This window comes from Streptomyces sp. SID5910 (assembly GCF_009862125.1).
GTDB lineage: Bacteria > Actinomycetota > Actinomycetes > Streptomycetales > Streptomycetaceae > Streptomyces.
Map to the genome: position 1 here is coordinate 22,828 of NZ_WWHX01001026.1, position 6,766 is coordinate 29,593.

Below are 6,766 nucleotides of genomic sequence, written 5' to 3' on the forward strand. Positions count from 1 at the left end.
ACGGATGCGAGAAAGGGCAGATGAGAAGCAGGGGGGAAAGGAGGGGGGCGTCACACCGGGTCCGCGAGGGCCCCTTCGGGGAGCTGCATGATCTCCGGCACGCCGGCGCCCCACCGGTAGTAGGACTGGAGCTTGTAGTACTCACCGTCGGGCTGGGACGCGACGGCGTAGACGAACCTCGTGTGCGGGTCGGCGCGTTGCACGTGCCGCACGAACAGCCCGATCCGCTCGTCGAGTTCGACGGGCAGGGAGGCCGGGTCCGTCGTCGCCACGGCGAAGCAGATCCGGGTGATGGCCGGGGAGTCCCAGTCGAGGGTCACGTAGACGCCGAAGGCCTGGCGGCCGAGCCGGAGCATCTGCTCGCTGGGTTCGGCCTGGTCGACCTCGCGGAGCATGGACCGCACGGACTCGGGGTCGATGCCCCCCGCGGGCGGCTCGCCGAAGTAGATGTTGACGGTGCGGCTGCGGTAGTCGATGCCGAGCAGGCCCACGGTGTCGCCGAGGCCGTGCCGGGCGATGAAGCCGAGGCTCTCGCCCAGGCCGCGCGGCATCGACGGAAGCCCGGCGAGCTTCGTGACGTCCTGGAGGGCGGTGCGGGGGAGCACCACCCAGATCTTCTTGAACCCTCCCGCGACACCGAAGTCGATGCCGTAGCCGTCGACGGGGCAGTGCTCGCTCAGCTCCGCGAGCAGCCGGGACACCGGATGGTCGGTCTTCTCCAACAGCCCGTTTTCCACGGCGAGTTGGTACGGATCGACGTGGTCCGGCACCGTGAACCGGCAGTCGAGCTCACCCGCGCGGCGCGCGCCGGTCGCCACCCGGAACGCGACCACGGCCTGGGCGAGGTCGCCTCCGTAGAGGTCCAGGACGCGCAGTACGTCGGCGGGGTCGTACTCGACCTCCAGCAGTCCGGCGGCCTCCTCGATGGCCGAGTAGAGGGCCTGTACCGCGTCCTGTCGGGTGATCGGGGCCGCCTCACTCATGGCAGTCACCATCCTTGTGCGTCGTGGCGGCCGGTCTCGGCCGTCCGTTGTGAACAGGGCTGTCACCGCGCTCGCCGCCGGCCGGGTGCTCACCGGGGCAGGTCCCTGCGGGATGTCGTGTCCGCGTGCAGCAGGACCAGCGGGTGGAAGCGGTAGCGGTCCTCGCCGAGGACGCCGTCGGGCTCCGCGAAGAGCAGCCCGGCGTCGACGAGTTCCTCCAGGGCGCACTCCGCGTCGCTCTCCGCCAGGCCGGTCACCTCGCCCGCGAGCCGCGCGGTGAAGGGGCCCGGCCCCACCGGGGCGAGCCACGGCAGCACGGCCGCGGTGGCCGGGCTCAGCCGGTTCACCGCACGGCCGAAGGCGCGGGCCAGGTCGAGAGTGCCGTAGCTCAGGGCGGCCAGCCGGGTGCGCGGGTCGGCGAGCCGGCCGGCGAACCGGGCCACGGTCCGGTGCGGGCGGGCCGCGAGGCGGGCGCCCGCGATGCGCAGCGCGAGCGGCAGCCCGGCGCAGTGGCGCACCACGTCCCGGACCGCCCCGGGTTCGGCCCGGACCCGGTCGTCGCCGACGGTCTCGGCGAGCAGCGCCACGGCGTCCTCGTCGTCCAGCGGGCCGAGGCTCAGGGTGTGGGCGGCCGGCACGGCCGTCAGCCGCGTCCGGCTGGTGACGAGCAGCGCGCTGTCCGGGCCGACCGGCAGCAGCCCGGTCAGCTGTGCGTCGCTCGTGGCGTCGTCGAGCACGACGAGCAGCCGGCAGCCCGCGGTCCGGGCCCGGTAGCGGCGCACCAGCTCACTCAGCCCGTGCCGGGCGGTCCGCACGGTGTCCTCGGTGCCGCCCAGCGCGGCGAGGAGCTCCGCGAGCACCGACGCGGGCGGACGTGCGGCCCCGTCGGCGTCCTGGAGTTCGGCGTGCACCACGCCGTCAGGGAACGCCTCGGCGCACCCGTGGGCCACCTCGGCGGCCAGGGCCGTCTTGCCGCTGCCGGGCATCCCCGTCACCAGCGCCGCCCTGAGCCGCGCGCCGGGACCCGAGGGGCGGCGCAGCAGCAGCGACCTGAGCCGGTCCGCCTCGGCGGTGCGCCCGGTGAACGTGGCCGCCCGGGCGGGCAGCAGCAGCACCGGCCGGCGCGGCGGGGCCGCGCTCTCGCCGCGCAGCATCCGCAGATAGGCCTCGCTGAGCTGCTGCCCGGGCACGACGCCGAGCTGCTCGTCGAGGATCCGGCGGCCCTCTCCGTAGACCTGGACGGCCTCGGCCTGCCGGTCGGAGCGGTGCAGCGCGGTGATGAGGTGGGCGCGCAGATTCTCGTCCATGGGGAAACGGGCCACCAGGGAGAGGAGTTCGGGCACCAGGGAGCGGTGCCGGCCGAGCGCCAGATCCGCCTCGATCCGGCGCTCCAGCGCCTGCGCCCGCAGGAATTCCAGACGCGGCCGCTCGAAGCGCAGCAGGTGCTCGGTGACGTTCTCCAGGGCCTGGCCGCTCCAGCGGTCGAGCGCGTCCCCGAGCAGCCGGCCCGCCTCCTCGTGACGGTTCTCCTCCAGGGCCTGCCGGCCGAGCCGGTCGAGCCGTTCGAAAGAGAAGAGATCGACCTCGGAATTCCGGACGTCGAGCACATACCCCGGCCCTTTCCGGAAGATCCGCACACCGTTTCCCAGTGTTTTCCTGAGCCGGGACACATAGGTGTAGATCTGCGCGTTCGACGTGGCCGGCGGCGCGTCCGCCCACAGCGCGGCGCTCAGCCCGCTGTCGGTGACCAGAGCGCCGCGCGCCAGGAGCAGGACCGCGAGCACGGTGTGGATCTTCGCCCCGGACAAGGGGACCGCGGCGCCCGCCCGGGTGGCGGAGACCGGGCCCAGCAGCCGGAACGCGAGCACGTCCGACGCGGCCGCCCCCGGCCCGGCCGGCTCGGAGGCCGCTTCGGCGGGCCGCGGAGACACACCAGCAGAGTTCGGCACGGCGCAGTCTCCATCCCGCTCGGTTCAATGTCCTTCGCATTCCAGTCGAGGACGCTACCCACGGGTCCTTTCGACGCGTTATCGTCTCGATTATCCGCACGCGAAATGACGGCGAAATAACGTCAAAAACGCGCGCCCCTAGGATGATTCCAGAAATTGCACCGAGGTATTTCGCAGACATTCCCAGAATCAACGAGGAGACTTCTTCATGCCTAAGCCCCGTACGTTCGCCCACGCGCTCGCCGGCACCGCGCTCCTCTTCCTCCCGCTGTTTCTCGCGCTGGGCGCCGACGGGCAGGGCACGGACGATCTGCCGTGGACCGGCATCAGCGCGCAGGCCGCCGCCGGCGAGGACGACCTGCCCTGGACGTGACGCGGGCCGGGAGGGTCAGCGGTCGGCCAGCAGGCCGGCCAGGACCGAGCCCTCGATGGGGCGGAGCGCGTCGTGCGACTCCAGCACCTCGCGCAGCCGGCCGGCGCGCCGCTCCCACGCCGGCGCGTTGAGCGTACGGAACTCCGCCTGCGCCCAGTCCAGCGGCTCGCCGGCACCCGAGTCGCCGCGGATCGCCTCCGCGCAGGCCAGATGGGTCACGATCCGCGCCTGGAGGAACCGGTCCCGCACCTCCTCGGCGAGACGCAGCGCCCGCCGCAGGCTGGCGCGGGCCTTGTGCGGCTCGTTCTGCCGCCACTGCGCCTCACCGAGCGCGCACAGACCGTGGGCCTCACCGAGCCGGTCGCCCTGCCCGCGGGTCAGCCCCACCACGTCGTGGCAGATCCGTTCCGCCTGCGCCGACCGGCCCGCGCCGAGCAGCGCCTCGGCGAGCCGGTACATGTTCTGGGTGCGGCTGCGCAGCGAGCCCGCCTCGTAACTGACCTCGATCGCCTCGTTGCTCAGCTCCACCCCGCGCTCGGGGTTGCCCTGCTCGATCTCGATCTGGGCGAGCAGCCCCAGCGCGTGCGACAGGCCCGAGTTGTCCCCGGCCCGCCGGAACAGCACCAGCGACTCCTCGCAGTAGCGGGCCGCGTCGGCGAGGTCGCCGAGGAAGCGGGCGCACACCGCGAGGTTGCGCCGCACGATGGCCCGGCCCTGCACGTCGTCGGTCCGCTCCAGCCGGGTCAGGGCGGTCAGCAGCCGCTCCCGCGCCTCCCCGTAGCGACGCTGGTAGATGGCGAGCGTCCCCAGGGTGCGGAGCATGGTGCCGGCGCCGCGCGTGTCGCCCGCGTCCCGGGCGCCCTCCAGGGCGCACTCGGCGGTGCGCCGCCAGTCCTCCAGGTAGTTGCGGGTCTCGTAGAAGGGGACCGTCCCCACCGCGAGGAGCCAGGCCCGCTCCGGCTGCCCGTCGCGCACCGCCTGCACCACCAGGGCGCCCAGCGTCTCCCGCTCGTCCTCGAACCACTCGACGGGGTCGGCGACCAGTTCGCTCACCGTCTCGCCCGGCACCGGCTCGACGGGCAGCGGACCTCCGTGCGGGGTCTCGCCCTTGCCGTACAGCTGCTCCTGGGCCGCGTGCACCAGCGTGAGCACGGCCGTCAGGACCCGCTCCAGGGTCTGCTCGCGCTCCCGCGCGCTGTCCTCGGCCAGGCACCGCTCCCGGGCGAACTGGCGCATCAGCTCCTGGAAGCGGAAGCGGGGCCCGCCGCTCGGCGCGGGCCGGATCTCCAGGAGCTGGGCGCCGACGAGCTGGTGGAGCAGTTCCTCGGACGCGTCCGGGTCGACGCCGAGGACGGGGACGCCGATCCAGGCCGGGAAGTCGGGCACGTCCAGCATGCTCAACTGCCGGTAGAGCCGCGCGGCCTGCACCGACAGCGCCCGGTAGCTCAGCCAGACGCCCGAGCGCACCCCGCTCTCGCCCGGGCTGAGCACGCTGACGCGCTCGCGCCGGTCCTCCAGCCGCGCCGCCATCTGGCGCAGCGACCAGCGGTGGTCGGACAGCAGCCGGGTCGCGACGACCCGCAGGGCCAGCGGAAGCCGGTCGCACAGATCGACCAGGCGCTGCGCCGCGGCCGGCTCGGCCGACACCCGGTGCTCGCCGATCGTGGCGGCCAGCAGGTCCAGGCACTCGGCGCGGCTCATCGCGCCCAGTTCCACACGGGCCACGGCCAGCGTCCCGGTGAGCCCGTTCAGCGGGTCCCGGCTGGTGACCAGGACACGGGCGGGGCCGCGGCCGGGCATCAGAGGCCGGATCTGGTCCACGGAGCGGGCGTCGTCGAGGACGACGAGCAGCCGTCTGCCGTCCAGGGTGCTGCGGTAGAGCGCGGCGCGGTCCTCCAGACCCGCGGGTATCGAGGTGCCCGGCACTCCGAGCGCGCGCAGCGCCCGTTCCAGGGCCGCGTCGGGTGTGCCGGGCCCGCCGGGCCCGTCCTGGAGGTCCAGGTAGAGCTGGCCGTCGGGGAAGCGCCCCGCGACGCGGTCGGCCCAGTACAGGGCGAGCGCGCTCTTGCCGACGCCGGCCGGCCCGCACACCGCCGCGACCCGGACCGTCGCGGCGCCGGCGTATCCCGGCGCCGGGGTCACGAGCCCTTGCAGCGCCTCCAGTTCGTCCTCCCGGCCGACGAACGGCTCGGGAGCCAGCGGGAGTTGCCGGGGCACGGCGACCGGGGCGGTGGGGGCGGCGGGGCTCGGCGTGGCCTCCGCGGCGACGGAGTCCGACGACGCGGCGGCGGCCCGGGCCGGAGCCCGCCCCTCGCCCTCCAGCACCGTGCGGTGCAGCTCCTGAAGTTCGGCGCCGGGCTCGACACCGAGCTCCGCGACGAGGATGCGGCGCCCCTCGCGGTAGCAGTCCAGCGCCTCGGACCGGCGGCCCGACAAGTGGTACGCCTGCATGAGTACGACACGGGTGTGCTCGCGCAGCGGGTTCTCCGCGACGAGCGGCGCCAGGCACTCCAGCACCGACCGGTAGCGGCCCTGCTGGAGCTGGACCGCGGCGTACTCCTCGGTCAGATTGGTCCGCAGCTCGGAGATCCGGTCGACCGCGCCGTTCAGCGCGCCGCCCTCCATGCCGTCGAGCACCGGCCCCGACCACAGCGCGAGGGCGTCCTCGAAGCGGGCCGCGGCCTCGCCCAGGTCCCCCGCCTCGGCGGCGGCGCGGGCGGCGGCGGCCGACTCGTACAGGTCGGCGACGTCGACGTGGTGGCCGTCGCGGTGCAGCACATAGCCGGGCAGCAGAGTCTCGATGAGGCCGTCGACGCCCGCCTCGTCGCGGAACGTCTTGCGCAGCGCGGAGACGCAGATGGCGATCTGGTTGCGTGCCGTGACGGGCGGATCGCTGGGCCACACGGCGTCCGTGAGCGCGTCCACGGAGACGGCCCGGCCCGGGGTGAGCAGCAGCACGGCGAGCACGGTGCGCTGCCGCGGGCTGCGCAGCAGCAGTGGCCGGCCGTCCACACTGACCTTGAGCGGGCCCAGCACCTGGAACGACAGTCGAGGCGCCACACCGCCTCCTTCCAGGACCACGCACGTCCCGCCCCCCGCGAAGACATTGCGCAGACATTGTGTGGACTGGACCTGGTCCTGACAACACAGTTCTACGACAACTCACGCTACGTGCCGGTCACTTGGGCTGACCTCGCGGATCCGGCGGCTTCGGTCACCCACTGTCACCGGCCGTCCGGGCTCCGTTGCGCCGCCCGGCGCACGCTCCGCAGCCGAGCCTCGACCTCCTCGGCCACCCGGTCCCCGCCCCGCCCGTTGGCCAACACGACGAGGCCGCGGCCGGCGTGGAGACGGAGCACCGAGACGGCGTAGTAGCCGAGCGGGGCGGCCTGGTACGCGAACACGGTGTCGGAGTCGGTGCCGGTGTCGGTGCCCGTGCCCGTGCCGGTGCCGGTGCCGGT

4 protein-coding genes and 1 pseudogene are annotated in these 6,766 nt (G+C 74.0%); 1 reads left to right on the plus strand and 4 read right to left on the minus strand.

What is annotated here, in order from left to right:
• Positions 1-50: 50 nt before the first annotated feature.
• Together GTW67_RS36385 and GTW67_RS36390 are read right to left on the minus strand one after the other, a co-directional pair.
• Positions 51-983 (minus strand): aromatic prenyltransferase, encoded by a 933-nt coding sequence (locus GTW67_RS36385; protein WP_161168972.1) that lies wholly within the window; start codon positions 981-983, stop codon positions 51-53.
• Positions 984-1,072: 89 nt separating this feature from the next.
• Complete coding sequence (locus GTW67_RS36390) at positions 1,073-2,932, minus strand: AfsR/SARP family transcriptional regulator (protein WP_346010829.1); 1,860 nt, start codon at positions 2,930-2,932, stop codon at positions 1,073-1,075.
• Between the two features lie 208 nt (positions 2,933-3,140).
• On the opposite strand from GTW67_RS36390, the gene GTW67_RS36395 reads away from it, so the two are divergent.
• Entirely contained in the window at positions 3,141-3,305 is a 165-nt protein-coding gene (locus GTW67_RS36395) for a hypothetical protein (RefSeq protein WP_161168973.1), read from the plus strand.
• Positions 3,306-3,320: 15 nt separating this feature from the next.
• Here GTW67_RS36395 and GTW67_RS36400 read toward each other — a convergent pair whose 3' ends face one another.
• Both GTW67_RS36400 and GTW67_RS36405 read right to left on the minus strand, forming a co-directional pair.
• Positions 3,321-6,365: a BTAD domain-containing putative transcriptional regulator gene (locus GTW67_RS36400; RefSeq protein ID WP_161168974.1), complete on the minus strand. Its 3,045-nt coding sequence runs from the start codon at positions 6,363-6,365 to the stop codon at positions 3,321-3,323.
• Positions 6,366-6,529: 164 nt separating this feature from the next.
• Positions 6,530-6,766 (minus strand): annotated as a pseudogene (locus GTW67_RS36405) (hypothetical protein); the annotation flags it as partial.